Genomic DNA, 24,945 nt, shown 5'->3' with positions numbered 1-24,945 from the left:
GGCCATCACCCGATCGCCTCGGCCGGATCGACCTTGAGCGCCATGCGGATCGCCACGCCGCTGGCCAGCACGCAGATCGCCATCAGGGCGAAGAAGCCCGCGACCGAGTCCTGCGGCACCAGCAGCACGTACTTGGGAAAGATGGGCGCGGCGAAGGTGGCGCTGATCTTGCCCACCACGAAGCCGATCACGCCCAGCACCAGCGCCTGCTGCAGGATCATGCCGGCGATGGTGCGGTTGCGCGTGCCGATCAGCTTGAGCACGGCGATCTCGCGGATCTTGTCCATCGTCAGCGTGTAGATGATGAAGGCCACGATGGCGGCGCTGACCAGCGCCAGGATGACCAGGAACATGCCGATCTGCTTGGCCGAGGTGGCGATCAGCTTGCCCAGCACGATGCCTTCCATCTGCGCGCGGTCGTACACCGTCAGACGCTTCCAGCGCCGGATCGGCTCGGCCACCCGCGCCGGCGCAAAGCCCGGCTGCACGCGCACCAGCACCGCGTTGGCCGCATGGTTGCTGGTCTGCGAGGCGACCACCGCGTCCAGCAGGCCGGGCACGCCGGGGCGGTTGAAGGCCGGGTTGTCGCCGGTGCGCCGCCGCTGCATGAGGATGGCGTCGTTGTCCTTGAGGAACTGCGCCTCCTGCGCGTCCTTGAGCGGAATGAACACCATCGGATCGCCGCCGGACGACACCATGCGGCGCGTGAGGCCGACCACGCGGTAGTGGTTGCGCCGGATCTTCAGCTCGTCACCCAGTTGAAACCCCGAGGCCAGGTCGGCCACGGCCTCGTAGTGGCCGCGCGTCAGCTGCCGGCCCGCCACCAGCTGCGGCGGCCAGCCCGGATCGCCCGGGCCGCCGGCGGTGATGCCCACCACCATGGCGCGCACGTCGCGGCTGCCCTGCCCCACCTGCATCGTCAAGTAGGTCACGTTGGCCGCCTGCGCCACGCCCGGCATGGCGCGGATGCCGCGCCACAGGTCGTCCGGCACGCTGGACGATTCGGCATAGGGGCCCAGCGTGTCCCTCTGCACCACCCACAGGTCGGCCCCGCTGGCGTCGAGCAGCACCTTCCCGTCGTCGATCATGCCGCGGTACACCCCGGCCATGGTCAGCGTGACGCCGATCAGCAGGCCCAGGCCGACCCCGGTGAAGATGAACTTGCCCCAGGCATGCAGGATGTCGCGCCCGGCCAGGCTGATCATGGCACCACCCCGGCAATCCGGTCGACCACCTGGATGCGGCTGCCCGCGCTCAGGGCCTTCTCGCTGTACACCACCACCGGCTCGCCCACCGCCAGGCCCTGGGTCACCTGCACCCAGCCGTCTAGGTCGCCACGCCCGGGCGTCACCGCCTGGAAGGCCAGCTTGCCATCGACCATTTTCCAGACACCCAGCTTGCCGCCGACCGTTCGCAACGCAGCGTTCGGGATGGCGGGCGCCGCGGCCAGGGCCGGCAATTGCACCGTCACCTCGGCCAGCTCGCCCACGGGCGGCAAGGTGGCCGGTGGGGCATCGAACGTCAGCTTGGCCAGCGTTTCCTCGGTCACGACGTCGGCGCGCGGCTCCACGCGCAGCACGCGCGCGTCCAGCGCCTGCCCGCGCCGGGACCGCAGCACGGCCTTGGCCGGCAGGCCGGCCGCCAGCCCCTCGGCGCCGATCTGGTCGAAGCGCGTGTCCACCCACAGGCTGGCCGGGTCGATCAGCTCGACCACGGCCTGCCCCGCCACCACCGTGGTGCCCGGGTCCACGTCGCGCGCCACCACCAGGCCCGCCACCGGCGCCAGCAGCACCAGGTTGCCGCGCTGCGCGCGCACCGCCTGCAGCTCGGCGCGCAGCCGGGCGCCGTCGGCGCGCGCCGCCGCCAGCGCGGCGTCGGCCAGCGCCAGCTCCTGGCGCCGGGTGGCGGCCAGCTCCTCGCTGGTGCCGCGCACCGCCAGCAGATCGTCATAGCGTTTGGCCTGCGTGCGGGCGAAGGCCTGTTTCGCCTCGGCCTGGCGCAGGGCCGCATCGGCGCTGGCGATGGCGGCCTGCTGCGCGCGCAGGCGCTCGTCCAGGTCGACCGGGTCCATCTCGCCCAGCACCTGGCCGGCGGCCACGGTGTCGCCCACCTGCACGTCGACGCGGCGCACGCGCCCGGCAGCGGTGGGGCCGATCTTGTAGGTGTGGCGCGCCTGTACCGTGCCGATGCCGGCCAGCGCCGGCGCGATGCTGCGCGATTCGACCTGCGTCACGGTCACGGCCACCGGCGCCAAAGGCCCCGAACGCAGGGCGACGTAGACGAACAGCACCGCCAGCGGCACGGCGACGGCCAGCAGCATGAGCGTGCGGCGCTGCAGACGGGGAAATTTCATGATGCGCTCCCGATGCCGCGGCGATAGATGGCAAACGCTCCCGCCGCCGCGTGGCGAATCTGGCCGACCTTGCCCGCCAGCAGCGACTGCATGACCAGGCCCTGGACGGTGCCGATGAACAGCACGGCCGCCGCGTCCACGTCGAGCGCGCGGTCGAACTCGCCCTGCGCCTTGCCGGCGTCGAGCAGGTGGCGCAGGCGCATGCCGTACTGCTGCAGCAGCGCGCGCACCATCTGCTTGGGCAGGCTGTCGTCGGCGCGCTGCAGCTCGCCGAACAGCAGGCGCGGCACGCCCGGGTGCCGGGCCACGAAGTCGATGTGCGCCATGAACATGGCCTCCAGCGCGGCGGCCGGGCCAGCGGCCTGCGCGGCCGCCTTGTCGATGCGCGCGAGCAGGCGATCGCTGACCCAGGTCATGCAGGCCTGCACGATCGCGTCCTTGCTCGGGAAGTGCCTAAACAGCGCCCCTTGCGTCAGGCCCATGCGCTCGGCGATCGCGCTGGTGGTGATGTCGCTCGGGTTTTGCCGCGCGGCCAGGTCGATCAGGGCCTCCACGGTGGCCGCGCGCCGTTCGTCGGCCGGGAGGTGTCGTGGGCGTTCGGTCATGGTCGGGCGGCGTTTTGATGCAAGTAAGTAATTGATTACTACCTTATCATGGCCAGGCGATGCAATGCAAGCCGCGCGCCGCCTGCCCACTTCGGGTTTGGGGCCATCCGTCTTTCAGGTGCAGGAAACCCGCGCTTACCGCTCACACCCCGGCACTTGGCGCAGCCCCCTCGGCCGCCGGCAGGCACAGCCGCATGCGCAGGCCGCCCAGGGGCGAGGCCAGCGCCTGCACGCTGCCGCCGTAGGTCTCGGCCAGCGTGCGCACGATGTCCAGCCCCAGCCCGGAGCCGGGGCGCTGCTCGTCGCCCTGCACGCCGCGCTCGAACATGCGCTCGCGCTCGGCCTCGGGAATGCCCGGGCCGTCGTCGTCGACCGTGAAGCACAGCTGCTCGCCGGCCGGCTGCACGTCGACCGCGACGCGCGCGCGGGCCCACTTGCCCGCGTTGTCCAGCAGGTTGCCCAGCAGCTCGTACAAGTCCTGGGCCTCGCCACGAAAGGCCAGGTCCCGGGCTTGCGGCGCCAGATCGAAGGCAACGCCGCGCTCGACGTGCAGGCGCGCCATGGTGCGCAGCAGCGAGCGCACGGGCCCCAGCACCGGCGTGCGCAGGCCGGTGGCGCGCACGGCGGCGGCGGCGCGCGCGCGCGCCAGGTGCCATTCGACCTGGCGCCGTGCCAGCTCCACCTGCTCGAGCACCTGCTGCGCCAGCGGGCCGGAGTCCCGCCGCGCGGCGTTGGCCAGGATCGCCAGCGGCGTGTGCACCGCGTGCGCCAGGTTGCCGGCCTGGGTGCGCGCGCGCTGCACCATGTCGGCGTTTTCGCTCAGCACGTGGTTGAACTCGCCCACCAGCGGCTGCAGCTCCCGCGGGAAGTCGCCGGTCAGTTGCGCCGCCTCGCCGCTGCGCACCGCCGCCAGGCGCTGGCGCAACAGCTTGAGCGGCTGCAGCGCGAAATGCAGCTGCAAGGCCGCCGCCACCGCCAGGCCCAGCGCCAGCATGGCCAGCGCCGCCAGCAGCAGGCGCGTGAAGCGCTGCAGCGGCTCGGCCAGCAGCGCCCGGTCGCCGGCCACCACCACGCGCAGCGGCGGCGCGGCCTGCTCGGGCAGCTGCAGCGGGCGCGCGACGGCCAGCAGCGCGTGGCCTTGCGCGTCCTGCAGGTGCAGCACGCCATAGCCGGCGGCGGGGTACTGCGCGGGCGGCGGCGGCAAGCTCAAGGCCTGGTCCCACAACGAGCGCGAGCGCGCCACGGCCGCGCGCGGCCGGGCGCCCCCTTCGTCGACCTGCCAGTACAGGCCCGACAGCGGCTGCTCCAGCCGGGCGTCGCCGGCCATCGGGGCCACCGTCACACCCTTGTCGGGCGTCCAGTCGACCGCCGCGCTCAACTGGTTGAGCTGCAGCAGCAGCTGCGCCTGCAGCTGCTGCGTGATGTGCTCCAGGAACAGCGTGCGCAGGCCCCAGCCCGCCACCGCCACCGCCAGCACGATCCAGGCCAGCGTGCCCGCCAGCAGGCGCAGGCGCAGCGAGCCGGCCTTCATGCGCCAGCGCCGGTGTCCACCAGCCGGTAGCCCAGGCCGCGCACGGTCTCGATGCTGCCTTCGGGCAGCTTCTTGCGCAGGCGAGCGACGAAGACCTCGATGGTGTTGGAGTCGCGGTCGCTGTCCTGCGCGTAGATGTGCTCGGACAGCTCGGTGCGCGAGAGCACCTCGCCCTTGCGCTGCATCAAGAGCGACAGCAGCTTGAACTCGTGGCTGGTCAGAACCAGGGGTTGGCCGTCGACCAGCACGCGCGCCTGGCGCGTGTCCAGCCAGATCGGGCCGCAGCGCCACTCGGCGCTGGCGTGCTCGCCACCACGGCGCAGCAGCGCGCGCAGGCGCGCCAGCAGCTCTTCCATGTGAAAGGGCTTGGCCAGGTAGTCGTCGGCGCCGGCGTCCATGCCCTCGACCTTTTCCTGCCAGCTGCCGCGCGCGGTCAGGATCAGCACCGGCATGTTGCGCCCGGCGGCGCGCCAGCGGCGCAGCACCGACAGGCCGTCCTGCACCGGCAGGCCCAAATCCAGCACCACGGCATCGAAGGTTTCCACGTCACCCAGGTAATGCGCCTCGCGCCCGTCCGCCGCGCCCTCCACCGTGTGGCCAGCGGCGGCAATGGCCTGCATCAGCTGCTCGCGCAGGGTGGGTTCATCTTCCACCACGAGAATTCGCATCCCTGTCCTTTTCGGTGTCCTTGCGCTTGATGGCCAGCACGCGGCCGTCGACCGCATCGACCTTCAGTTTGGCCACGCGGCCGTCGTTTTGCAACAGGCGGATTTCGTAGATGAAGCGGCCGTCCTCGCGCTCGAACTCGACCTTGAGCACCTGGCCCGGCACCTCGCGCGCCAGCTTGCCCAGCACGGTGGCCAGCGGCAGCACCTGGCCGCTTTCCAGCGCCTGGCGCGCCAGGTCGTGATCGTCCGCCTGCACGGCGGCGCCAAGCCCCAGCGCGCACGCCAGCAGACCCGCCTGAAAGGGGCCGCACAGCCAGCGGAGTTTGGGGATGCTCATGGGACCGGTTTATACCGGCCCCGCAGTGAACGGCAGATGAACAGCGCTTTCAGGATCGGTTCAGGCCCGGTTTGGAACAATGGATTCCAAGGCCGGCACGTTGCTGGACTGCAAGCCCATGGAGCCATGATGAAACCGCAAGGCAACCGTTACCACCCCCTGCTGATCGGCCTGCACTGGCTGACGCTGCTGCTGCTGATCGCCATCTACGCCAGCATGGAGCTGCGCGGCATCTTCCCCAAGGGCAGCGCCGCCTACGACGGCATGAAGACCTGGCACTTCATGCTGGGCCTGACGGTGCTGGGCGTGGTGCTGGTGCGCCTGCCGCTGCGCCTGGCCCTGCACGAGCCGCCCATCACCCCGGCACCGCCCGCGTGGCAGCACGCCATGGCCACGGCCATGCACTGGGCGCTGTACGGCCTGCTGATCGCGATGCCGCTGCTGGGCTGGCTGGCCCTGAGCGCCAGGGGCAAGCTGATTCCCTTCTACGGGCTGGAGCTGCCCGCGCTGATCGGCCCGGACAAGGCGCTGGGCAAGAACATCAAGGAAGTCCACGAGTTCATCGGCAACCTGGGCTACGCGCTGATCGGCGTGCACGCGGCGGCGGCGCTGTTTCATCACTATGTCATGCGCGACGACACGCTGCAGCGCATGTTGCCGGGCGCAGCCCGCTGACCGAGAAGGAGCCCACGCCATGAAAACCCGCCAAACCATTGCCCCCGCCCTGCTGGCCCTCACCCTGGGCGCCGCCACGCTGGCGGCCTGGGCCGGCGACGACTGCGACGTGCCGGTCCGGCGCTGGCAGTCGCGCGACGCCGTGCGCCAGATGGCGGCCCAAAAAGGCTGGGAGCTGGAGCGCCTGAAGATCGACGACGGCTGCTACGAAATCCGCGGCCGCGACGCCGAGGGCCGCCGCTTCAAGGCCAAGCTCGACCCCGAGACGCTGGAGCCGGTCAGCATGAAGCGGCGCGAGCGCGACCGCGAACACCGGCGCGAACCCGCGCCCGACGGCCCACCGGCCGCCGCGCCCGGCGCCGCCCCCGCCAGCCCCCTGTTCAGCCCCGGCAGCAAGCCGCGCGGGCAGATCGAATGACGGCAGCAGCCACACAAGGAAGAACCACCATGCGCAAACCCCTGCTCACCACCCTCGCCGCCGCCTGCGCGCTGGCCGTGCCGGCGCTGGCCCAGAGCCGCGAAGTCACGCTCACGACGCAGCTCAAGAACTACGGCGGCAACGGCGCCTACCTGGCCGTGTACCTGACCGACGCCAAGGGCGCCTACGCCGGCACCCTGTGGGTCGCTGGCGGCAAGGCCAAGTACTACAAGCACCTGAGCGACTGGAACCGCCTGTCGGCCGGCGACGCCAAGCGCCTGCAGGGCGTGACCGGCGCCAGCGTGGGCGCGGGCCGCACGCTCAAGGTGACGGCCGACCTGGCCGACGCGCTGATCGACGCCGGCTACGAGATCCACGTCGACGCCGCCGTGGAAGACATGCGCGACAGCCCCTCCGAAGTGCGCCTGCCCCTGACGGCCGCCGGCGCGGGCAAGGCGCAGGCCGGCAAGCAGTACATCCAATCGACGAGCTATCAACTCAAATAAATCGATGCTTTGGCGACAAATCCACCGCTGGCTCGGCCTGGTGGCCGGCACCGTGGCCCTGGTGCTGGGCCTGACCGGGGCGGTGCTCTCGCTGGACCCGGTGCTCTCCCGCTGGCAGGCCCGGCCCACGCCCAATAGCCTGAGCGTGGCGCAGCTGGCCGGGCAGATCGCGGCCAGCGTCCCCGGTGCGGAAGAAGTCCGCCGCCTGCCTTCGGGCGAGATCGTGGTCTATGGTTTCGACAACGGCCAGGCGCGCGCCAGCCGCATCGACCCGGCCAGCGGCCAGGTGCTGGGCGAGTACCAGCCCTCGGCCACGATGCGCTGGTTCAAGAACCTGCACCGCAGCTTTCTGCTGGGCGACGGCGGGCGCATCGCGGCGGCGCTGGTCGCCCTGGCCATGGGGCTGCTCGCCGCCACCGGCGGGGTGCTGCTGGCGCGGCGCCTGGGCGGCTGGCGCCAGTTGCTCGGCCGCGTGCGCGGCACGCGGGTGCAGCGCCTGCACGTGGTCACCGGGCGCGCGGTGCTGGCGGTGCTGCTGCTCACCTCGGTCACGGCGCTGGCCATGAGCGCGGCCACCTTCGGCTGGGTCACGCTGGATGCCGACGCCGAGCCGGACCTGGCCCCCAGCACCGCCATCACCGCCGACCTGCCCGCGGCCCAATTGCCGCTGCTGCGCGAGCTGCCGGTGCGCGAGCTGCAGAAACTCAACTTCCCCGCCGCCGACGACCCCGCCGACACCTGGCAGGTCACCACCACGCAGGGCCAGGGCTGGATCGACCGCCACAGCGGCCAGACGCTGGCCTGGCACGACGCCAGCACCGCCCAGCGCATCAACGACTGGGCCGTGCTGCTGCACACCGGCGAGGGCGCCTGGGCCTGGGCGCCGGTGCTGGGACTGGCCGGCCTGTCCATCCCGCTGTTCTGGGCCACCGGCCTGATGCTGTGGTGGCAGGCCCGCAGCCAGCGCCCGCGCCTGGCCCGCAACAGCGCGCCGGCGCAGGCCGACACCCTCGTCTTCGTCGCCAGCGAGAACGGCTCGACCTGGGGCTTCGCCCAGGCGCTGCACGCGGCGCTGGTGCAGGCCGGGCACGCGGTGCACACCAGCGGCCTGGAGCACTTCCAGGTTCCGCCCAACGCCCGGCAGGTTTTGCTGCTGGCCGCCACCTACGGCGACGGCCAGGCGCCGGCGCATGCAGCGCGCGCGCTGGAGCGCATCGCGCAAGCGCCGGTGACCTCGGCGCGCGTGGCCGTGCTGGGCTTCGGCGACCGCCAGTTCAAGGCCTTCTGCGCCTACGCCGAGGCGCTGGACGCCGCGCTGCGTCAGCGCGGCTGGGCCAGCCTGCTGCCGCTGGAGCGCATCCACCAGCAGTCGGCGCAGGAGTTCACCCGCTGGGGCGAGCGGTTGGCCGAGCAGCTCGGCCAGCCGCTCACGATCGACTACCGCCCGCGCCTGCCGCGCACCACCGAGCTGGAGCTGGTCTCGCGCCAGGACTACCCGGGCGGCGCGGGCGAGCCGGCGGCCATCCTGCGCTTCAAGTGGCCCAAGGCCAGCTGGCTCGACCGCCTGCGCGGGCGCGCGCTGCCGCGCTTTGCCGCCGGCGACCTGCTGGGCGTGCTGGCGCCGGGCAGCGCCGTGCCGCGCCTGTATTCGCTCGCCAGCGGCTGGCGCGACGGCTTCGTCGAGATCTGCGTGCGCCGCCGCGCCGGCGGGGTGTGCTCGGGCTACCTGCATGGCCTGCAGCCGGGCGCACGCATCGCAGCATTCATCCGGCCCAACCCCGCCTTCACGCTGGAAGCCACGCGCCGGCCGGTGATGCTGATCGGCGCCGGCACCGGCGTGGCGCCGCTGGCCGGCTTCATCCGCGGCAACACGGGGTACACGCCCATGCACCTGTACTACGGCGCGCGCGACCCGGCGCTGGACTACTACTTCGAAGACGACCTGCAGCGCTGGCTGGCCGAGCAGCGCCTGGCCAGCCTGAACACCAGCTTCTCACGCACGCCGCAGGGCGGCGGCTACGTGCAGGAGGCCCTGCAGCGCGACGCGCCAAGGTTGCGCGAGCTGGTCTCCAAGGGCGCCATCGTGCGCGTGTGCGGCAGCCAGACCATGGCGCACGGCGTGGCGCAGGCGCTCGACGCCATCCTCGCCACCATGGGTCTGAGCGTGCAGCAGCTGAAGGCGCACGGACGCTATGCCGAAGACACCTTCTGAACGCCCGGCGCGCCAGCGCCTGCACGGCCCCACCATGGGCACGCGCTGGTCGGTGCTGTGCGACCTCGAACCCGGCGTGGACCCGGCCGCGCTGCGGCGTGATCTGGCCGCCGCCGTCGAACAGGTGGACCGGCAGATGTCGCCATGGAAGCCCGACAGCGACCTCGTGCGCCTGAACCGCGCGCCCACCGACGAATGGGTGCCCTTGCCGGCCGAGATCACGGCCGTGCTGGCGCGCGCGCTCGACGTCGCGCGCCTGAGCCACGGCGCCTTCGACCCCACGGTGGGCGCGCTGGTCGATGCCTGGGGCTTCGGCGCGGCGCGCGATGCGCCCGACGCCGCCGCCATCCGCGCGGCACCGCGTCCAGCCTACGAAAAACTCGAACTCGACCCCGCCGCCGGCCGCGCGCGCAAGCACGCGCTGCTGCAGGTGGACCTGTGCGGCATCGCCAAGGGCTACGCGGTGGACCGGATGGCGCAGGTGCTGCAGCAGCACGGCGTGGCCCACGCGCTGGCGGCGCTGGACGGCGAGCTGCGCGCCCTGGGCAGCCAGGCGGACGGCACGCCCTGGGCCGTGGCGCTGGAGCGCCCCGACACCGGCCGGCGCGCCGCGCACGGCGTGCTGGAACTGGCCGACCTGGCGGTGGCCACCTCGGGCGACTACCGCCACTTCGTGCAGGTGGGCGAGGCCCGCCTGGCGCACAGCATGGACGGGCGCAGCGGCCGGCCGGTACACAACGGCGTGGCCAGCGTCACCGTGCTGGCGCCCGCCTGCATGGACGCCGACGCCTGGGCCACCGCGCTGCTGGTGGCCGGCCCGGGCGAAGGCCTGGCGCTGGCGCAGCGCCATGGCCTGGAAGTGCTGTGGCTGCTGCGCCGGGGCGACACCCTGACCGAGATCGGACTGGGGCGTTTCGACGCGCGCGAGACCGCTGGCTGAACGGCCGATGAACCCCGCGTTCAGCACCGATTCACCCCCTTCCGCGCACACTGGCGTCACAGTCACTTTCGACTGCCATCACAGGAGATCATCATGCGCACCACCACCCTGCTCGCCACGCTGGCCCTGTTGACCGCCACCATCGGCACCCCGGCGCTCGCCGCCAGCCACAGCCACAAGCACCAGCGGGCGCAGCCCGTTAGCGCACCCGCCGACGATGGCTACGATCACGGCATGCAGACCGTGCCCCACAGCGCCGCCCCCAAGCAGCCGGGCCACGGCTGGCAATACTTCTCCGACCCGGCCACGCTGCGCGCCGTCGTCATCAGCCCGCAAGGCGACTACTACCTCAGCCGGGGCCGGGGCCTGCGCTGGGTGGCTGCCGCGCAATCAGAATGACGCATGACTCATGACCACCCGGCTGGCGCCGGGCATGCCGATACGCCCCAGGGCCTGAGCCACCACGAGGCCGCCGAGCGCCTGGCGCGCGACGGCCCCAACCAGTTGCCGGGCAGCGCGCCCAAGTCGCTGCTGGCGATCGTGCGCGAGGTGCTCACCGAGCCCATGTTCCTGATGCTGCTGGCCGCGGGCGGCATCTACCTGGCGCTGGGCGACCGGGGCGAGGCGCTGTTTCTGCTCGGCTTCGTCTTCGTGGTCATCGGCATCACGCTGGTGCAGGAGCGCCGCACGCAGCGCGCGCTGGAGTCGCTGCGCGAGCTGTCCGCCCCGCGCGCCCTGGTGCTGCGCGGCGGCCAGGAGCAGCGCATCGCCGGCACCGAGGTGGTCTGCGGCGACCTGCTGGTGCTGCACGAGGGCGACCGCATCGCCGCCGACGCACAGCTGCTGCAGGGCCAGCTGGAGGTGGACGAATCGCTGCTCACGGGCGAATCGGTGCCCGTGGCCAAGCAGGCCACAGAGACGAACGAAGCCGAGAGCGCCAGCCTGTTTGCCAGCACCGTGGTCACGCGCGGCGTGGGCCTGGCGCAGGTGCAGGCCACGGCGGGGCGCACGGCGGTGGGCCGCATCGGCGCCGACCTGGCCGCCACCGAGGCGCCGCCCTCGCCGCTGCAGCAGCGCTCGCGCCGGCTGGTGCGCGGCCTGGGCGTGCTGGCCATCGCGCTGGCGCTGGCGCAGGTGGGGCTTGGCTGGTGGTGGAACGGCCGGCCGCTGCTGGACAGCCTGCTCGCCGGCATTGCCCTGGCCATGGCGCTGCTGCCCGAGGAGATCCCGGTCATCCTCACCGTGTTCCTGGCGCTGGGCGCCTGGCGCCTGACGCGGCTGCAGGTGCTCACGCGGCGCATCACGGCCGTGGAGACCCTGGGCGCCATCACCGTGCTGGCCGTGGACAAGACCGGCACGCTGACCCAAAACCGCATGGCCGTGGCCGAGCTGGCCACGCCCGCCGGCGCCTGGCGCGCGCAGGAGGCACGCGAGCTGCCCGAGGACTTCCACCGGCTGGTGGAATTCGCCATGCTGGCCACGCCGGGCGACCCGTTCGACCCCATGGAGAAGGCCATCCAGCAGTTCGGCCACGCCTGGCTGCAGGGCACCGAGCACGTGCACGACGGACGCGAGCCGGTGTTCGAGTACGCGCTGTCGGGCGAGATCCTGGCCATGACGCGGGTGTTTGCCAGCGGCGCGCCCCGGCAGCACCTGCTGGCCACCAAGGGCGCGCCCGAGGCGGTAGCCGACCTGTGCCACCTGGACGCGCCGCGCCTGGCCGCGGTGCGCGCCCAGGTGGAAGCGCTGGCCGAGCGCGGCCTGCGCGTGCTGGGCGTGGCGCGCGGGCGCTGGCCCGGCACGGGCGATGCCAACGGCGCCGCCTGGCCGCCCAGCCAGCACGACTTCGACTTTGAATTCCTGGGCCTGCTGGCCCTGGCCGACCCGCCGCGCCCCGAGGTGCCGGACGCCATTGCCCAATGCCGCGCCGCCCGCGTGCGCGTGGTCATGATGACCGGCGACCACCCGGCGACGGCGCGCGCCATCGCGCGCCAGGTGGGCCTGTCGGAGCGGCCCGAGGTCATCACCGGCGACGAGATCGAGCGCCTGGACGACGCCACGCTGGGCGAGCGCCTGCGCCACGTGGACCTGTGCGCGCGCCTGAAGCCCGAGCACAAGCTGCGCCTAGTGCAGCTGCTGCACGCCAGCGGCGAGGTGGTGGCCATGACCGGCGACGGCGTGAACGACGCGCCCGCGCTGAAGGCCGCGCACGTGGGCATCGCCATGGGCGAGCGCGGCACCGACGTGGCGCGCGAGGCCGCGGCGCTGGTGCTGCTCAAGGACAGCTTTGCCCACATCGTCGCCGCCATCCGCCATGGCCGGCGCATCGACGACAACGTGCGCAAGGCCACGCGCTTCGTGTTCGCCGTGCACCTGCCGATCGTGGCGCTGGCGCTGGCGCCCACCCTGCTGCACTGGCCGGCGCTGCTGCTGCCGGTGCACATCGTGCTCATGGAGCTGCTCATCGACCCGGCCTGCTCCATCGTCTTCGAGGCCGAGCCCGAGGCGCCCGGCATCATGCAGCGCCCGCCGCGGCCAGTGGATGATTCGCCCTTTGCCCTGCGCACCCTGGTGCTGCCGCTGCTGCAGGGCGCCGGCGTGGCCGCCCTGCTGCTGGCCGCGCAGGCGGGGCTGCAGGCCCGGGGCTGGAGCGTGGCCCAGGGCCGCACCGTGGTCTTCGGCGCGCTGCTGCCGTGCGTGCTGTTGCTGATCCTGGCGCAGCGCGACCCGGCGCGCGCCGTGCTGCACCGCGGCGCGGCGCCCAACCCCTGGCTGCCCCCCATGGCGGCGGCCGTGGGCGTGCTGCTGCTGGCGGTGCTGGCCATCCCCGGCCTGCGCCATCTGATGGGGCTGGCCCCCGTGGGCTGGGCCGGGCTGGCGGCCGGCGCCGGCGTGCTGGCGCTGTGCCTGGGCTGGCTGGAGCTGCTCAGGCTGGCCGCATCAGGCCGCCATCGGATGCCGGAAACGCCCCCCGGAAAACTACAGTATTGATAGCCTCTCGGGCTCTATTGACGCGGGCTAGCGACCGATTCGACTCATGATTTGTGGTCAGGGGCATCGCCCAGCAGGCAGGCCTCGGCGGTCTGCAGGTCGTTGTCGCGGGCGAAGTTCATCACGAAGTCCCAGGCCATGGGCTCGTGCTCGCGCAGCGCGCGGTTGACCACCACGCACTTCACGCCGCCGATCACGGTGGGCAGGCACCAGGGCGAATAGCCCAGGTGCGCGCCGGGCCCGGCCGCGCCGCCGGGGCGAAAGCGCGCCATCACGCCCGCCAGCCGCTCGGACCAGTCGCTGGGGCGAAAGGTACGCCCGTCGCGGGTGATGCCCTGGATGAAAACTTCGCTGCTGGAGGGAGAGACGGCCATCGGTCCGTGACGGCAAGCCGTCCGCAAGAACGCAAAAAAAGACGCCGCTCGAACCGGCATCGGCAGCCGGAGGCGGCATGCGCATTTTATCCGCCACCCCGAAGCGGCACCGCCAGCCGGCGCATCGCTGTCATGCAAAAGCCGCAACGCGGGCGCTGGGCCGCACTTCTAGAATAGAGCTTCGACGGGCCGCGTTGGCCCGCTTCTTTTTGGTGATTTGAGGAGTTTGAACCGTGAGCACCGCCCCCGAACTCGAGCAGCCCCACCTGATGAACACCTACGGCCGCCTGCCCGCGGCCATGGCCTACGGCAAGGGCTGCCGCCTGTGGGACGTTCATGGCAAGAGCTATCTCGACGGCCTGGGCGGCATCGCCGTCAACACCCTGGGCCACGCCCACCCCAAGCTGGTGCCCGCCCTGCAGGACCAGATCGCCAAGCTGATCCACACCAGCAACTACTACTACACGCCCAACGCCGAGAAGCTGGCGGCCAAGCTGACCGAAATCTCGGGCATGACGAACGTGTTTTTCTGCTGCACCGGGCTGGAGGCCAACGAAGCGGCGCTGAAGCTGGCGCGCAAGTACGGCCACGACAAGGGCATCGACAAGCCGCAGATCGTGGTCTACGAGCACGCCTTCCACGGCCGCAGCATCGCCACCCTCTCGGCCACCGGCAACCCCAAGGTGCAAAAAGGCTTCGGCCCGCTGGTGGCAGGCTTCATCCGCGTGCCGCTCAACGACATCGAGGCCCTCAAGAAGGCCACCGACGGCAACCAGGATGTGGTGGCCGTGTTCTTCGAGACCATCCAGGGCGAAGGCGGCATCCACCCCATGCGGGTGGAATACCTCAAGCAGGTGCGCGCCCTGTGCGACGAGCGCGGCTGGCTGCTGATGATCGACGAGGTGCAGTGCGGCATGGGCCGCACCGGCAAGTGGTTCGCCCACCAGTGGGCCGGCATCGTGCCCGACGTGATGCCGCTGGCCAAGGGCCTGGGCTCGGGCGTGCCCATCGGCGCCGTGGTGGCGGGCCCCAAGGCCGCGCACATCTTCGGCCCGGGCAACCACGGCACCACCTTCGGCGGCAACCCGCTGGCCATGCGTGCGGGGGTCGAAACCCTGCGCATTATGGAAGAAGAAAACCTGCTTCAGAATGCCGCCACCGTGGGCGCGCACCTGAAGGGCGCGCTGCAGCAGGCGCTGGCCGGCAACCCCGGCGTGCGCGAGGTGCGCGGCCAGGGCCTGATGATCGGCGTGGAGCTGGCCAAGCCCTGCGGCGCGCTGGCCGAGCGCGCGCTGCACGCGGGCCTGCTGATCAGCGTGACGGCCGATTCGGTCATCCGCCTGGTGCCGCCCTTGATCCTGAGCACGGCCGAAGCCGACGAGATCGTCGCCATCCTGGTGCCGCTGATCGAAGCCTTTTTGAAGGAGTGATGTGGCCATGACCCCGCCGCCCGTCAAGCATTACCTGCAGTTTTCCGACCTGAGCGCCGACGAGTACGGCTACCTCTTGGGCCGCGCCGCGCTGATCAAGCGCAAGTTCAAGGCCTACGAGAAGCACCACACGCTCAACGACCGCACGCTGGCCATGATCTTCGAGAAGGCCAGCACGCGCACGCGCGTCAGCTTCGAGGCCGGCATGTACCAGCTGGGCGGCAGCGTGGTGCACCTGACGAGCGAAGGCAGCCAGCTGGGCCGCAGCGAGCCGATCGAGGACACCGCGCGCGTGATCAGCCGCATGACCGACCTCGTGATGATCCGCACCTTCGAGCAGGCGCGCATCGAGCGCTTCGCGCAGTTTTCGCGCGTGCCCGTCATCAACGGCCTGACCAACGAATACCACCCCTGCCAGATCCTGGCCGACATCTTCACCTTCATCGAGCACCGCGGCTCCATCCAGGGCAAGACGGTGGCCTGGATCGGCGACGGCAACAACATGGCCCACACCTGGGCGCAGGCCGCGGCGCTGCTGGGCTTCACGCTGCACGTGGCCACGCCGCGCGGCTACGAGATGGACACGAAACTGGCCTCGTCGGGCACCCAGGTCGCGCAAGGCTGGAAGACCTTCAGCGACCCGCTGCAGGCCTGCGCCGGCGCCGACCTGGTGACCACCGACGTGTGGACCAGCATGGGCTACGAGGCCGAGAACGAGGCGCGCAAGAAGGCCTTTGCCGACTGGTGCGTGGACGCGAAGATGATGCGCGCCGCCCACCCCGACGCCCTGTTCATGCACTGCCTGCCCGCGCACCGCGGCGAAGAGGTGAGCGCCGAGGTCATCGACGGCCCGCAGTCGGTGGTGTGGGACGAGGCGGAGAACCGGATGCACGTGCAGAAGGCGCTCATGGAGTACCTGCTGCTGGGCCGGCTCGCGTAAGGATGGATCGGCTCGACTGCCAAAGCTGTGGCGCCTGCTGCGCCAGTTTTCGTGTCGATTTCTCGGTCTTCGAGACCGAGGCCGAAGGCGGCCGCGTGCCCGACGGCCTGGCCGAGCCCCTCACCGCCCACACCTGCCGCCTGCGCGGCACCGACCACTCGCCGCCGCGCTGCGCCGCCCTGACGGGCCGCGTGGGCCAGCAGGTGGCCTGCGCCATCTACCCCTGGCGGCCCTCGCCCTGCCACGAGTTCGAGGCCGGCTCCGACGCCTGCCTGCGCGCCCGGCGCTATCACGGCCTGCCGGTGCCGGCCTGAACCCAAATTCAGCCTTGGTTTGAAGCAGCGATTTTTTTCATCGCCTGTTGCAAACAACCGACACCACGGCCGTTTTGGGCGCGTTAACTTCGCGCCCATGTCTGATTCCTCCCGCCCGCTGTGGGACATCTCCCCGCCCGTACACGCCGCCAGCCCGGTGTTTCCGGGCGACACGGCGTATCAGCAGCGCTGGTCGGCGCAGATCGGCCCCGGCTGCCCGGTCAACGTCAGCGCCATCACCCTGTCGCCGCACGTGGGCGCGCACGCCGACGCGCCCCTGCACTACGACCCGGCCGGCGCCGCCGTGGGCGATCTGGACCTGACGCCGTTTCTCGGCCCCTGCCGCGTGATCCACGCCATCGGCGTGCGGCCGCTCATTCTTTGGGAGCACCTGGCGCACGCCGCATACGGGCTGCCGCCGCGTGTGCTGGTGCGAACCTACGCCCGCGCGCCCACCGGCCACTGGGACCCGCAACTGGCCGCCTACGCGCCCGAGACGGTGGAGCGCCTGGCGGATGCCGGCGTGCGCCTGATCGGCATCGACACCGCCAGCATCGACCCGGCCGACAGCAAGCAACTGGCCAGCCACCAGGTGATTCGCCGGCGCGGCCTGCGCGTGCTGGAAAACCTGGTGCTCGACGCGGTGCCCGATGGCGACTACGAACTGATCGCCCTGCCCCTGCGGCTGACCGAGGCCGACGCCTCGCCCGTGCGCGCCGTGCTGCGCGCCCTGCCATCCTGAATTTGAATCAAAACCCCCGCTCGCGCCCGCCAGATGGGCGCAAGCAGCTATCTTTTGGAGAGCCAATGACTTCCCTGTCCGACTGCCAGGCGCACGACCGCGCCGACCCGCTGGCCCCGCTGCGCGATTTGTTCGAGCTGCCCGCCGGCGTGATCTACCTGGACGGCAACTCGCTGGGCGCGCAGCCCCGCGCCGTGCCCGCGCGCGTGGCCGCCGTGGTGGCCCAGCAGTGGGGGCGCGACTTGATCACCAGCTGGAACAAGGCCGGCTGGTTTGCCCTGCCGCGCCGCGTGGGCGACCGCATCGCCCCCTGGATCGGCGCCCAGGCCGGCCAGGTGGTGGCCGCCGACACCACCTCGATCAACCTCTACAAGGCGCTGTCGGCCGCGCTGTCCATCGCCCGGCAGCAGGACGACACGCGCCGCGTGGTGGTCAGCGAGCGCAGCAACTTCCCCACCGACCTGTACATCGCCGAGGCCCTGTGCCGCGAGCGCGGCTGCACGCTCAAGCTGATCGAGCCGCACGAGGTGCTGCAAAGCCTGCAGCCCGATGTGGCGGTGCTGATGCTCACCCAGGTCAACTACCGCACCGGCGCGCTGCACGACATGGCGCAGGTCACCGCCGCCGCGCATGCCGCCGGGGTGCTGACGGTGTGGGACCTGTGCCACAGCGCCGGCGCGGTGCCGGTCGACCTGAGCGGCGCCGATGCCGACTTTGCCGTCGGCTGCACCTACAAGTATTTCAACGGCGGCCCGGGCTCGCCGGCCTTCGTGTGGGTGCATCCGCGCCACGTGGCCCGCTGCTGGCAGCCGCTGGCCGGCTGGTGGGGACATGCGGCGCCGTTCGACTTCACGCCCGAGTACCAGCCGGCCATGGACATCACGCGCTACCAGTGCGGCACGCAGCCGATCATCAGCCTGGCCGCGCTGGATGCGGCGCTGGACGTGTTCGACGCCGCCGCCGGCCTGGGCGGTATGGCCGCGCTGCGTGCCAAGTCGCTGCAGCTGACCGATCTGTTCATCGAGCTGGTCGAGGCCCAGTGCCCGGGCCAGTTCGAGCTGGTGACTCCGCGCGAGCATGCCCGGCGCGGCTCGCAGGTGTGCCTGTCACCGACGGCCAGGCTGCCGGCCGGCAGTGCGTATGCCATCGTGCAGGCGCTGATCGCGCGCGGCGTGATCGGGGACTTTCGCGCGGGCGACGCGCAGCAGCCGGACATCGTGCGCCTGGGCTTCACGCCGCTGTACCTGCGCCACGAGGACGTGTGGCACGCCGCGCGCCACCTGGCCGAAGTGCTGCAGAAGCAGGAATACCGGAAGCCTGAGTTCAACCAGCGCCATGCCGTGACCTGACATTCATTCATCCCAAGGAGACCACCCCATGACCACCAAAGACACCGCCGCCATCGTGCGCGACGAGCACGCCCAGCTCGACTACACCAACAGCATGAGCTATGGCGACTACCTGCACATCGACCAGGTGCTCTCGGCCCAGCACCCGCTCTCGCCCGCACACGACGAGATGCTGTTCATCATCCAGCACCAGACCAGCGAGCTGTGGATGAAGCTGATGCTGACCGAGATCGGCGCCGCCCTGCAGGACGTGCGCGCCGACCGCCTGCCGCCCGCCTTCAAGAAGCTGGCGCGCGCCAGCCGCATCTTCGAGCAGCTGGTGGGCGCCTGGGACGTGCTGGCCACCATGACCCCGCCCGAGTACAGCGCCATCCGCCCGTTCCTGGGCCCGTCCAGCGGTTTTCAGAGCTTTCAGTACCGCTGCATCGAATTCGCCCTGGGCAACAAGAACGCCGCCATGCTGAAGGTGCACGCGCACAAGCCCGAGCGCCTGGCGCTGGTGCAGTCGTACTACAACGCGCCTTCGCTGTACGACGAGGCGCTGCAGCTGATGGCCCGCCGCGGCCTGAGCGTGCCCACCAGCCACCTGCAGCGCGACTGGACGCAGCCCTACGAGGCCAGCGACGCCGTCGAGGCCGCCTGGCTCACCGTCTACCGCGCGCCGGATCAATACTGGGACCTGTACCAGCTGGGCGAAAAACTCACCGACCTGGAAGACGCCTTCCGCGTCTGGCGCTTCAAGCACGTGACCACGGTGGAGCGCATCATCGGCTTCAAGCGCGGCACCGGCGGCACCAGCGGCGTGGGCTACCTGCGCAAGATGCTGGACGTGGTGCTGTTCCCGGAGCTGTGGCGGCTGCGCACCGATCTGTGAGCCGCGCCGCGGCGCCCACAAAAAAGGCCGCGATCGCTCGCGGCCTTTTCGTTGCGCTAAGGTCGGATCAGTTTCTTGATTTGTCGACCAGCTTGTTGGCCTTGATCCAGGGCATCATGGCGCGCAGCTTCTCGCCCACCACCTCGATCTGGCTTTCGGCGTTCAGGCGGCGGCGGCTTTGCAGCGTGGGCGCGCCGGCCAGGTTCTCGGCGATGAAGCTCTTGGCGTACTCGCCGGTCTGGATGTCGCGCAGCGCCTGGCGCATGGCCTTCTTGGTCTCGTCGGTGACGATGCGCGGGCCGGTCACGTACTCGCCGTACTCGGCGTTGTTGCTGATCGAGTAGTTCATGTTGGCGATGCCGCCTTCATAGATCAGATCGACGATCAGTTTCAGCTCGTGCAGGCACTCGAAGTAGGCCATCTCGGGCGCGTAGCCGGCCTCGACCAGGGTCTCGAAGCCGGCCTTGATCAGCTCGACGGTGCCGCCGCACAGCACGGCCTGCTCGCCGAACAGGTCGGTCTCGGTCTCCTCGCGGAAGTTGGTTTCGATGATGCCGGCCTTGCCGCCGCCGTTGGCCATGGCGTAGGACAGCGCCAGGTCGCGCGCCTTGCCGCTCTTGTCCTGGTGCACGGCCACCAGGTGCGGCACGCCGCCGCCCTGGGTGTAGGTGCTGCGCACGGTGTGGCCGGGTGCCTTGGGCGCCACCATCCACACGTCCAGGTCGGCGCGCGGCACGACCTGGCCGTAGTGCACGTTGAAGCCGTGCGCAAAGGCCAGCGAGGCGCCCTGCTTGATGTTCGGCTCCACGTCCTCGCGGTACACCTTGGCGATCTGCTCGTCGGGCAGCAGGATCATGACCACGTCGGCCTGCTTGACGGCGTCGGCCACCTCGGCCACCTTCAGGCCGGCCTTCTCGACCTTGGGCCAGCTGGCGCCGCCCTTGCGCAGGCCGACCACGACCTTGACACCGCTGTCGTTCAGGTTTTGCGCATGCGCGTGGCCTTGCGAGCCGTAGCCGATGATGGCCACCGTCTTGCCCTTGATGAGGGACAGGTCACAGTCTTTGTCGTAGAACACTTTCACGGGTTTTCTCCTTGGATTGTCTCGATTACTATCAAAAATGAAGCTTCTGCCGCATGATCGGCGCGGGCCTCAGGCTCAAACCTTCAACAAACGCTCGCCGCGCCCGATGCCGCTGGCGCCGGTGCGCACGGTCTCCAGGATGGCGCTCTTGTCGATCGAGTTGAGGAACGCGTCGTGCTTGGCCTGGTCGCCGGTCAGCTCGATGGTGTAGCTCTTGTCGGTCACGTCGATGACGCGGCCGCGGAAGATGTCGGTGGTGCGCTTGATCTCCTCGCGCTCCTTGCCGACGGCGCGCACCTTGACCATCATGTGCTCGCGCTCGATGTAGCTGCCCTCGGTCAGGTCCACCACCTTGACCACCTCGATCAGGCGGTTGAGGTGCTTGGTGATCTGCTCGATCACCTCCTCGGAGCCGGTGGTCTGGATGGTCATGCGCGAGAGGCTGGCGTCCTCGGTGGGCGCGACGATCAGCGACTCGATGTTGTAGCCCCGGGCCGAGAACAGGCCCACCACGCGGGACAGCGCGCCCGCCTCGTTTTCAATCAGTACGGCAATGATGTGTTTCATGTCTCGATTCCTCTTTTCGCCGCCCTCCCCCGCGCACGGTAACGCGCGGGCTTGGCGGACAATAGATTCGTCTTGCTATGGATAATGGAGCTGTTCGCGCTTGCAGGACAAGCGATGCAAGCCCATTTCTTATAAATCTTCCGATCCGAGCAGCATCTCGGTGATGCCCATGCCCGCGCGCACCATCGGAAAGACGTTTTCCGTCGGGTCGGTGCGAAAGTCCATGAACACGGTGCGGTCCTTGAGCTTGCGCGCCTCGCGCAGCGCGGGCTCCACGTCCTGCGGGCGCTCAATCAGCATGCCCACGTGGCCGTAGGCCTCGGCCAGCTTGACGAAGTTGGGCAGCGCGTCCATGTAGCTGTGGCTGTAGCGGCCGGAGTACTCGATCTCCTGCCACTGGCGCACCATGCCCAGGTAGCGGTTGTTGAGCGAGACGATCTTGATCGGCGTGTTGTACTGCAGGCAGGTGGACAGCTCCTGGATGCACATCTGCACCGAGCCCTCGCCGGTGATGCAGAACACCTCCGAATCGGGCTTGGCCAGCTTGATGCCCATGGCGTACGGAATGCCCACGCCCATGGTACCCAGCCCGCCCGAGTTGATCCAGCGGCGCGGCTCGTCGAAGCGGTAGTACTGCGCCGCCCACATCTGGTGCTGCCCCACGTCGGAGGTGATGTAGGTGTCGGCGTCCTTGGTCATGTTCCACAGCGTCTCGACCACGTGTTGCGGCTTGATGACCTCGGTGTTGCCGCGGTCGTAGGCCAGGCAGTCGCGCCCGCGCCAGCCGTCGATGGTTTTCCACCAGTCGGCCAGGGCCGCCGCGTCGGGCCGGGCCTGGTTTTCGCGCAGCATGCCGATCAGGTCGGTCAGCACGTCCTTGACGTCGCCCACGATCGGCACGTCCACCCGCACGCGCTTGGAAATGCTGGACGGGTCGATGTCGATGTGGATGATCTTGCGGTCGACCGAGGCGAAGTGCCTGGGGTTGCCGATCACGCGGTCGTCGAAGCGCGCGCCCACGGCCAGCAGCACGTCGCAGTTCTGCATGGCGTTGTTGGCTTCCCAGGTGCCGTGCATGCCCAGCATGCCGACGAAGCGCTTGTCCGAGGCCGGAAACGCCCCCAGGCCCATCAGCGTGTGGGTGACCGGCGCGCCCAGCAGGTCGACCAGGGTGCGCAGATCGGCGCTGGCATTGGCCAGCAGCACGCCGCCGCCGGTGTAGATGTAGGGCCGCTTGGCCGACAGCAGCAGCTGCAGCGCCTTGCGGATCTGCCCGCTGTGGCCCTTCTTGACCGGGTTGTACGAGCGCATCTCGATCGTCTCGGGATAGCCCTTGAAGGCGGTCTTGGCAAACGACACGTCCTTGGGAATGTCCACCACCACCGGGCCCGGGCGGCCCGAGCGCGCGATGTGGAAGGCCTTCTTCATCACCGTGGCCATGTCGCGCACGTCTTTGACCAGGAAGTTGTGCTTGACGACGGGGCGCGTGATGCCCACGGTGTCGCACTCCTGGAAGGCGTCCTGGCCGATGGCCGCCGTGGGCACCTGGCCGCACAGGATCACCATCGGGATCGAGTCCATGTAGGCGGTGGCGATGCCGGTGACGGCGTTGGTCACGCCCGGGCCCGAGGTGACCAGGGCCACGCCCACGTCGCCCGTGGCGCGCGCGTAGCCGTCGGCCGCGTGCACGGCCGCCTGCTCGTGGCGCACCAGCACGTGCTGGATGGATTCCTGCTTGTAGAACGCGTCGTAGATGTGCAGCACCGCCCCGCCGGGGTAGCCCCAGACGTACTTGACGCCCTCGGCCTGCAGCGCCTTGACCAGGATTTCGGCGCCGCGCAGATCTTGGGAAGCGTGGGATGCTTCGCTGCGCGAGGACGCGGCAGCGGCCGACTTGAGCTCGGCTTTGGAGATTTCCATTTCGATCAACCTTTCGAGAATTTCTCTGACGAAAAACCTTGGGTGCCCCTTGCCAGCCCTCGTGGGGCCGCTTCAGGACTTGAGACCACACGCCATGGACGGGAAACTGTGAAGCCCGCCGGACGGTGACCCGTTTGCCAGTTTGACTGCAGCTCGCATTATGGCACCGCAGGCCGCCCAGCGCCGGCGCCGGCCGGGCCCAATGCCATAATCGGCCGCTTTGTGGCATGACGTCCCGGCATGGGCGCCCGCGGCAAACACCCCCCAGATGACTCGCGCCCTCCCCCTTCGCGCGCCACCGGCACGCCCTCATCCGAGAGGCTGAGACGCTCTTGGCGACCGAGCAAGAACTGTCCGACCTGCTGCGCAGCGTGGAAAAGCGCGCCTTCAAGCGCACGCTCTACCACGTGCGCGACGAAAACGCCGCACTGGACATCGTGCAGGACAGCATGATGAAGCTGGCCGAGCACTACGGCGACAAGCCGGCCGCGCAGCTGCCCCTGCTGTTCCAGCGCATCCTGTCCAACAGCACGCTGGACTGGTTTCGGCGCCAGAAGTCGCGCAACGCGCTGTTTTCCAACCTGAGCGACTTCGAACCGGCCGACGACGAGGGCGGCAGCTTCGACCTGCTGGAAAGCCTGGTCGCCAACGGCGCCGGCGAGTCGGTCGAAAGCGCCGAGGACAGCACCCGGCGCGCCGAAATCCTGCACGAGATCGAAACCCAGGTCCAGGCCCTGCCGACCCGTCAACGCGAGGCCTTTCTGATGCGTTACTGGGAGGAGATGGACGTTGCCGAAACCGCCGCCGCGATGGGGTGTTCGGAAGGCAGCGTCAAGACACACTGCTCGCGCGCCGTCCAGGCTCTGGCCAAGGCCCTGCGCAGCAAGGGAATCACGCCATGAGCACCAGCCACCAGATCCAGCGCGATGACATCCTGCAAAACCGCTTCGGCCTGCGCGTGGCCGCCCGCCTGTCGGCCGGCGCCAGCGACCTGCCGCACGAGCTGTCCGAGCGCCTGCGGGCGGCGCGCCAGCAGGCGCTCGCGCGCCGCAAGCGCCCCGTGGTGGTGGCCCACCGCCCGGTGGTCAGCCGCGCGGCCGCCGTCATGCGCCAGGGCCCGGCCGCCGTGCTGGGCCTGGGCGGCGGCGACGGTCCCGGCTTCTGGGGCCGCGCCAGCACCGCCGTGCTGCTGGCGGCGCTGGCCATCGGCCTGGTCACCATCAACATCGTGCAGGACAACGACCGCGCCGTCGACATCGCCGACCTGGACGCCGCCCTGCTGACCGACGACCTGCCGCCCCAGGCCTACGCCGATCCCGGTTTCCTGCAGTTCCTCAAGACCCGGCACCAGGAGCGCGGCACCGACTCGTCGGCCGACCGCCCCGAGACCTGAGAAGGCTCGCCCGCGTCCATGCCCGCCCGGAACCTTCCTGCCCGCTGGCTTGCGGCGCTGCTCGTCCCGGTCGGCCTGTCGCTGGCCTTGGCCGCCCCGGCGCAGGCCGAGGGCGGGGCCCGTCCGACCCGCCCGGCCCACGCGGCGGCCAGCAACGGCATCGCCTGGCGTGACCTGACGGCGCGCCAGAAGACCGCCCTGGCGCCGCTGAAGGAGCAGTGGCCCACGCTGAGCGTGGAGCACCAGCGCAAGTGGATCGCCCTGGCCCGCAACTACCACCGCCTGAAGCCCGCCGAGCAGGCGACGCTGCAGCAGCGCATGAGCGACTGGGCCCAGCTCAGTCCCTCGCAGCGCACCCGGGCACGGCTCAACTTCGGCGAGGCGCGGCGCCTGCCGGCCGACGAAAAGCGCGCCCAGTGGGAGGCCTACCAGGCCTTGTCCGAGCAGGAGCGCGAGCGCCTGGCCCAGGACCGGCCCAAGCCCCCCGTCACCGCCGCGCCGGCCCTGCGCCCCACCCCGCCCAGCCCCATCGCACGGCCCGTGCTGCCCACCACGCCTCCTGCCGACGGCGCCAGCCGCGACATCCGCTCCAGCGTGCCGCTGAACCGCCATACACTGCTGCCTTTGCGGACGGCGCCCGACCCGGTCGACCGGCGCTGACCGCGCCCCATTGTGGCCCTCCCTGGCGCGCGTGCCGCCGGCACGCCCCTTGATCCGCTTTC

The 24,945-nt window shown here is 70.6% G+C and carries 26 protein-coding genes; 16 read left to right on the top strand and 10 right to left on the bottom strand.

Annotation, left to right across the window (positions count from 1 at the left end):
* Positions 1–5: 5 nt before the first annotated feature.
* The 6 genes from H6927_09090 to H6927_09065 all read right to left on the bottom strand — a co-directional run bounded on the left by H6927_09090 (position 6) and on the right by H6927_09065 (position 5,494).
* Complete coding sequence (locus H6927_09090) at positions 6–1,205, bottom strand: ABC transporter permease (GenBank protein MCP5218251.1); 1,200 nt, start codon at positions 1,203–1,205, stop codon at positions 6–8.
* A complete protein-coding gene (locus tag H6927_09085; protein MCP5218250.1) occupies positions 1,202–2,353 on the bottom strand; it encodes an efflux RND transporter periplasmic adaptor subunit in 1,152 nt (383 codons plus the stop codon). The genes H6927_09090 and H6927_09085 overlap by 4 nt, the downstream gene beginning before the upstream one ends.
* Complete coding sequence (locus H6927_09080; GenBank protein ID MCP5218249.1) at positions 2,350–2,958, bottom strand: TetR/AcrR family transcriptional regulator; 609 nt, start codon at positions 2,956–2,958, stop codon at positions 2,350–2,352. Before H6927_09080 ends, H6927_09085 begins: the two co-directional genes overlap by 4 nt.
* Positions 2,959–3,100: 142 nt before the next feature.
* A complete protein-coding gene (locus tag H6927_09075) occupies positions 3,101–4,489 on the bottom strand; it encodes a sensor histidine kinase (protein ID MCP5218248.1) in 1,389 nt (462 codons plus the stop codon).
* Entirely contained in the window at positions 4,486–5,157 is a 672-nt protein-coding gene (locus H6927_09070; protein ID MCP5218247.1) for a response regulator transcription factor, read from the bottom strand. The genes H6927_09075 and H6927_09070 overlap by 4 nt, the downstream gene beginning before the upstream one ends.
* Entirely contained in the window at positions 5,132–5,494 is a 363-nt protein-coding gene (locus tag H6927_09065; GenBank protein MCP5218246.1) for a PepSY domain-containing protein, read from the bottom strand. The genes H6927_09070 and H6927_09065 overlap by 26 nt, the downstream gene beginning before the upstream one ends.
* Positions 5,495–5,623: 129 nt before the next feature.
* Here H6927_09065 and H6927_09060 point away from each other — a divergent pair, with 129 nt between their 5' ends.
* The 7 genes from H6927_09060 to H6927_09030 all read left to right on the top strand — a co-directional run bounded on the left by H6927_09060 (position 5,624) and on the right by H6927_09030 (position 13,236).
* Complete coding sequence (locus tag H6927_09060) at positions 5,624–6,169, top strand: cytochrome b (GenBank protein MCP5218245.1); 546 nt, start codon at positions 5,624–5,626, stop codon at positions 6,167–6,169.
* Positions 6,170–6,188: 19 nt separating this feature from the next.
* Complete coding sequence (locus tag H6927_09055) at positions 6,189–6,587, top strand: PepSY domain-containing protein (protein ID MCP5218244.1); 399 nt, start codon at positions 6,189–6,191, stop codon at positions 6,585–6,587.
* A 29-nt stretch (positions 6,588–6,616) separates the two neighbouring features.
* Positions 6,617–7,093 carry a DUF2271 domain-containing protein gene (locus H6927_09050; protein MCP5218243.1) on the top strand — a complete coding sequence of 159 codons (477 nt, stop codon included), beginning with the start codon at positions 6,617–6,619 and terminating at the stop codon, positions 7,091–7,093.
* 4 nt (positions 7,094–7,097) lie between these two features.
* Complete coding sequence (locus H6927_09045) at positions 7,098–9,305, top strand: PepSY domain-containing protein (GenBank protein ID MCP5218242.1); 2,208 nt, start codon at positions 7,098–7,100, stop codon at positions 9,303–9,305.
* Positions 9,286–10,245 carry an FAD:protein FMN transferase gene (locus H6927_09040; protein MCP5218241.1) on the top strand — a complete coding sequence of 320 codons (960 nt, stop codon included), beginning with the start codon at positions 9,286–9,288 and terminating at the stop codon, positions 10,243–10,245. The genes H6927_09045 and H6927_09040 overlap by 20 nt, the downstream gene beginning before the upstream one ends.
* A gap of 93 nt (positions 10,246–10,338) precedes the next feature.
* Positions 10,339–10,644, top strand: coding sequence for a hypothetical protein (locus H6927_09035; GenBank protein MCP5218240.1), 306 nt, complete (start codon positions 10,339–10,341; stop codon positions 10,642–10,644).
* A gap of 3 nt (positions 10,645–10,647) precedes the next feature.
* Entirely contained in the window at positions 10,648–13,236 is a 2,589-nt protein-coding gene (locus H6927_09030) for a cation-translocating P-type ATPase (GenBank protein ID MCP5218239.1), read from the top strand.
* Positions 13,237–13,280: 44 nt separating this feature from the next.
* Here the strand turns inward: H6927_09030 and H6927_09025 are convergent, their stop codons facing one another.
* A complete protein-coding gene (locus H6927_09025; GenBank protein ID MCP5218238.1) occupies positions 13,281–13,610 on the bottom strand; it encodes a DUF3579 domain-containing protein in 330 nt (109 codons plus the stop codon).
* A 269-nt stretch (positions 13,611–13,879) separates the two neighbouring features.
* Here H6927_09025 and H6927_09020 point away from each other — a divergent pair, with 269 nt between their 5' ends.
* The 6 genes from H6927_09020 to kynA all read left to right on the top strand — a co-directional run bounded on the left by H6927_09020 (position 13,880) and on the right by kynA (position 19,259).
* The gene (locus H6927_09020) at positions 13,880–15,040 is read left to right on the top strand and encodes an aspartate aminotransferase family protein (GenBank protein ID MCP5218237.1); all 1,161 of its coding nucleotides are present in this window, start codon (positions 13,880–13,882) and stop codon (positions 15,038–15,040) included.
* A gap of 7 nt (positions 15,041–15,047) precedes the next feature.
* Positions 15,048–15,980 carry an ornithine carbamoyltransferase gene (gene argF, locus H6927_09015; protein MCP5218236.1) on the top strand — a complete coding sequence of 311 codons (933 nt, stop codon included), beginning with the start codon at positions 15,048–15,050 and terminating at the stop codon, positions 15,978–15,980.
* A 2-nt stretch (positions 15,981–15,982) separates the two neighbouring features.
* Positions 15,983–16,294: a YkgJ family cysteine cluster protein gene (locus H6927_09010; protein ID MCP5218235.1), complete on the top strand. Its 312-nt coding sequence runs from the start codon at positions 15,983–15,985 to the stop codon at positions 16,292–16,294.
* A gap of 97 nt (positions 16,295–16,391) precedes the next feature.
* Positions 16,392–17,036, top strand: a complete 645-nt coding sequence (kynB, locus tag H6927_09005; protein MCP5218234.1) for an arylformamidase — start codon at positions 16,392–16,394, stop codon at positions 17,034–17,036.
* 65 nt (positions 17,037–17,101) lie between these two features.
* A complete protein-coding gene (kynU, locus tag H6927_09000; GenBank protein ID MCP5218233.1) occupies positions 17,102–18,385 on the top strand; it encodes a kynureninase in 1,284 nt (427 codons plus the stop codon).
* 28 nt (positions 18,386–18,413) lie between these two features.
* Positions 18,414–19,259 carry a tryptophan 2,3-dioxygenase gene (kynA, locus tag H6927_08995; GenBank protein MCP5218232.1) on the top strand — a complete coding sequence of 282 codons (846 nt, stop codon included), beginning with the start codon at positions 18,414–18,416 and terminating at the stop codon, positions 19,257–19,259.
* Between the two features lie 67 nt (positions 19,260–19,326).
* Here the strand turns inward: kynA and ilvC are convergent, their stop codons facing one another.
* The 3 genes from ilvC to H6927_08980 form a co-directional block, all read right to left on the bottom strand.
* On the bottom strand, positions 19,327–20,343 hold the full coding sequence (gene ilvC / locus H6927_08990; protein ID MCP5218231.1) for a ketol-acid reductoisomerase: 1,017 nt from the start codon (positions 20,341–20,343) through the stop codon (positions 19,327–19,329).
* 75 nt (positions 20,344–20,418) lie between these two features.
* On the bottom strand, positions 20,419–20,910 hold the full coding sequence (gene ilvN, locus H6927_08985; protein MCP5218230.1) for an acetolactate synthase small subunit: 492 nt from the start codon (positions 20,908–20,910) through the stop codon (positions 20,419–20,421).
* A 129-nt stretch (positions 20,911–21,039) separates the two neighbouring features.
* Positions 21,040–22,830 (bottom strand): acetolactate synthase 3 catalytic subunit, encoded by a 1,791-nt coding sequence (locus H6927_08980; GenBank protein MCP5218229.1) that lies wholly within the window; start codon positions 22,828–22,830, stop codon positions 21,040–21,042.
* A gap of 332 nt (positions 22,831–23,162) precedes the next feature.
* Here H6927_08980 and H6927_08975 point away from each other — a divergent pair, with 332 nt between their 5' ends.
* The 3 genes from H6927_08975 to H6927_08965 are packed head-to-tail and all read left to right on the top strand — an operon-like array spanning position 23,163 to position 24,883.
* Positions 23,163–23,732 carry an RNA polymerase sigma factor gene (locus H6927_08975; GenBank protein ID MCP5218228.1) on the top strand — a complete coding sequence of 190 codons (570 nt, stop codon included), beginning with the start codon at positions 23,163–23,165 and terminating at the stop codon, positions 23,730–23,732.
* Positions 23,729–24,223, top strand: coding sequence for a DUF3619 family protein (locus H6927_08970; GenBank protein ID MCP5218227.1), 495 nt, complete (start codon positions 23,729–23,731; stop codon positions 24,221–24,223). Before H6927_08975 ends, H6927_08970 begins: the two co-directional genes overlap by 4 nt.
* An 18-nt stretch (positions 24,224–24,241) precedes the next feature.
* Complete coding sequence (locus tag H6927_08965) at positions 24,242–24,883, top strand: DUF3106 domain-containing protein (protein MCP5218226.1); 642 nt, start codon at positions 24,242–24,244, stop codon at positions 24,881–24,883.
* Positions 24,884–24,945: the final 62 nt, after the last annotated feature.

This window comes from Burkholderiaceae bacterium (assembly GCA_024235995.1).
Lineage (GTDB): Bacteria > Pseudomonadota > Gammaproteobacteria > Burkholderiales > Burkholderiaceae_C > Ottowia.
The sequence above is the reverse complement of the archived record's forward strand: the minus strand, read 5'-3'. Positions and strand labels throughout refer to the sequence as shown.

What these genes read in the sequence shown, in the direction of transcription:
- H6927_09025 (MCP5218238.1), bottom strand. Translation starts at nt 13,610, where the DNA reads ATGGCCGTCTCTCCCTCCAGCAGCGAAGTTTTCATCCAGGGCATCACC.
- H6927_09070 (MCP5218247.1), bottom strand. Translation starts at nt 5,157, where the DNA reads ATGCGAATTCTCGTGGTGGAAGATGAACCCACCCTGCGCGAGCAGCTG.
- H6927_09080 (MCP5218249.1), bottom strand. Translation starts at nt 2,958, where the DNA reads ATGACCGAACGCCCACGACACCTCCCGGCCGACGAACGGCGCGCGGCC.
- kynU (MCP5218233.1), top strand. Translation starts at nt 17,102, where the DNA reads ATGACTTCCCTGTCCGACTGCCAGGCGCACGACCGCGCCGACCCGCTG.
- H6927_08965 (MCP5218226.1), top strand. Translation starts at nt 24,242, where the DNA reads ATGCCCGCCCGGAACCTTCCTGCCCGCTGGCTTGCGGCGCTGCTCGTC.
- H6927_09040 (MCP5218241.1), top strand. Translation starts at nt 9,286, where the DNA reads ATGCCGAAGACACCTTCTGAACGCCCGGCGCGCCAGCGCCTGCACGGC.
- H6927_09075 (MCP5218248.1), bottom strand. Translation starts at nt 4,489, where the DNA reads ATGAAGGCCGGCTCGCTGCGCCTGCGCCTGCTGGCGGGCACGCTGGCC.
- kynB (MCP5218234.1), top strand. Translation starts at nt 16,392, where the DNA reads ATGTCTGATTCCTCCCGCCCGCTGTGGGACATCTCCCCGCCCGTACAC.
- H6927_09035 (MCP5218240.1), top strand. Translation starts at nt 10,339, where the DNA reads ATGCGCACCACCACCCTGCTCGCCACGCTGGCCCTGTTGACCGCCACC.
- kynA (MCP5218232.1), top strand. Translation starts at nt 18,414, where the DNA reads ATGACCACCAAAGACACCGCCGCCATCGTGCGCGACGAGCACGCCCAG.
- argF (MCP5218236.1), top strand. Translation starts at nt 15,048, where the DNA reads ATGACCCCGCCGCCCGTCAAGCATTACCTGCAGTTTTCCGACCTGAGC.
- H6927_09065 (MCP5218246.1), bottom strand. Translation starts at nt 5,494, where the DNA reads ATGAGCATCCCCAAACTCCGCTGGCTGTGCGGCCCCTTTCAGGCGGGT.
- H6927_09010 (MCP5218235.1), top strand. Translation starts at nt 15,983, where the DNA reads ATGGATCGGCTCGACTGCCAAAGCTGTGGCGCCTGCTGCGCCAGTTTT.
- H6927_09085 (MCP5218250.1), bottom strand. Translation starts at nt 2,353, where the DNA reads ATGAAATTTCCCCGTCTGCAGCGCCGCACGCTCATGCTGCTGGCCGTC.
- H6927_09020 (MCP5218237.1), top strand. Translation starts at nt 13,880, where the DNA reads ATGAACACCTACGGCCGCCTGCCCGCGGCCATGGCCTACGGCAAGGGC.
- H6927_08970 (MCP5218227.1), top strand. Translation starts at nt 23,729, where the DNA reads ATGAGCACCAGCCACCAGATCCAGCGCGATGACATCCTGCAAAACCGC.
- H6927_09050 (MCP5218243.1), top strand. Translation starts at nt 6,617, where the DNA reads ATGCGCAAACCCCTGCTCACCACCCTCGCCGCCGCCTGCGCGCTGGCC.
- H6927_09090 (MCP5218251.1), bottom strand. Translation starts at nt 1,205, where the DNA reads ATGATCAGCCTGGCCGGGCGCGACATCCTGCATGCCTGGGGCAAGTTC.
- H6927_08980 (MCP5218229.1), bottom strand. Translation starts at nt 22,830, where the DNA reads ATGGAAATCTCCAAAGCCGAGCTCAAGTCGGCCGCTGCCGCGTCCTCG.
- H6927_09055 (MCP5218244.1), top strand. Translation starts at nt 6,189, where the DNA reads ATGAAAACCCGCCAAACCATTGCCCCCGCCCTGCTGGCCCTCACCCTG.
- H6927_09045 (MCP5218242.1), top strand. Translation starts at nt 7,098, where the DNA reads ATGCTTTGGCGACAAATCCACCGCTGGCTCGGCCTGGTGGCCGGCACC.
- ilvN (MCP5218230.1), bottom strand. Translation starts at nt 20,910, where the DNA reads ATGAAACACATCATTGCCGTACTGATTGAAAACGAGGCGGGCGCGCTG.
- H6927_09030 (MCP5218239.1), top strand. Translation starts at nt 10,648, where the DNA reads ATGACTCATGACCACCCGGCTGGCGCCGGGCATGCCGATACGCCCCAG.
- H6927_09060 (MCP5218245.1), top strand. Translation starts at nt 5,624, where the DNA reads ATGAAACCGCAAGGCAACCGTTACCACCCCCTGCTGATCGGCCTGCAC.